This is a genomic window from Cryptosporangium sp. NPDC048952, assembly GCF_043197895.1.
GTDB lineage: Bacteria > Actinomycetota > Actinomycetes > Mycobacteriales > Cryptosporangiaceae > Cryptosporangium.
Window position 1 is genome coordinate 1,883 of the sequence record NZ_JBICTY010000019.1, and the last position, 1,621, is coordinate 3,503.

General features: G+C 56.3%; 1 rRNA gene (only partly in view). It reads left to right on the forward strand.

The window, feature by feature from the left end:
* Positions 1 to 59: 59 nt before the first annotated feature.
* Positions 60 to 1,621 (forward strand): 23S ribosomal RNA (locus tag ACGFY5_RS45070); it runs 1,592 nt beyond the window's last position.

Below are 1,621 nucleotides of genomic sequence, written 5' to 3' on the forward strand. Positions count from 1 at the left end.
GAACGGGTGCTGGTCGTTGTTTGAGAACTGCACAGTGGATGCGAGCATCTTATCTTTGTGGTCAAGTTGTTAAGGGCGCACGGTGGATGCCTTGGCACCAGGAGCCGATGAAGGACGTGGGAGACCGCGATAGTCCTCGAGGAGCTGTCAACCGAGCTGTGATTCGAGGGTGTCCGAATGGGGAAACCCGGCAGCAGTCATGTGCTGTCACCCGCACCTGAACACATAGGGTGTGTGGAGGGAACGTGGGGAAGTGAAACATCTCAGTACCCACAGGAAGAGAAAACAATAGTGATTCCGTGAGTAGTGGCGAGCGAAAGCGGATGAGGCTAAACCAGTGACGTGTGATACCCGGCAGGGGTTGCGTCGTTGGGGTCGTGGGACGGCTATTCATTAGTCTGCCGGCTGATGGGGAAGTAAGAAAATCATGTGGTTAGTCGAAGGTTCTGGGAAGGACCGGCGTAGAGGGTGAGACTCCCGTAGACGAAAACCTGTGATCTTCCTTTAGTTGTTCCCAAGTAGCACGGGGCTCGTGAAATCTCGTGTGAATCTGGCGGGACCACCCGCTAAGCCTAAATACTCCCTGGTGACCGATAGTGCACTAGTACCGTGAGGGAAAGGTGAAAAGTACCCCGGGAGGGGAGTGAAATAGTACCTGAAACCGTGTGCCTACAAGCCGTCGGAGCCTAGCGACCTTTGGGTTGTGGTGACGGCGTGCCTTTTGAAGAATGAGCCTGCGAGTTAGTGGTACGTGGCGAGGTTAACCCGTGTGGGGTAGCCGTAGCGAAAGCGAGTCCGAATAGGGCGTTTTAGTCGCGTGCTCTAGACCCGAAGCGGAGTGATCTATCCATGGGCAGGGTGAAGCGCCGGTAAGACGGCGTGGAGGCCCGAACCCACCAGGGTTGAAAACCTGGGGGATGACCTGTGGATAGGGGTGAAAGGCCAATCAAACTCCGTGATAGCTGGTTCTCCCCGAAATGCATTTAGGTGCAGCGTTGCGTGTTTCTTGCCGGAGGTAGAGCACTGGATGGCCTAGGGGGCCCACAAGCTTACTGAAGTCAGCCAAACTCCGAATGCCGGTAAGTGAGAGCGTGGCAGTGAGACTGCGGGGGATAAGCTTCGTAGTCGAGAGGGAAACAGCCCAGATCTCCAGCTAAGGCCCCTAAGCGTGTGCTAAGTGGGAAAGGATGTGGAGTCGCAGAGACAACCAGGAGGTTGGCTTAGAAGCAGCCACCCTTTAAAGAGTGCGTAATAGCTCACTGGTCAAGTGATTCCGCGCCGACAATGTAGCGGGGCTCAAGTACACCGCCGAAGCTGAGGCACTGACACATATATCTGGATGAGAATCCTGCGGGACCTCTTTTGGACGTGTTGGTGGGTAGGGGAGCGTCGTACGACGGAGGAAGCTGCCGAGTGATCGAGTGGTGGACGTCGTGCGAGTGAGAATGCAGGCATGAGTAGCGAATGACGGGTGAGAAACCCGTCCGCCGAATGACCAAGGGTTCCTGGGCCAGGCTAATCCGCCCAGGGTGAGTCGGGACCTAAGGCGAGGCCGACAGGCGTAGTCGATGGACAACGGGTTGATATTCCCGTACCCGCGAAGGATCGCCCATGACGAACC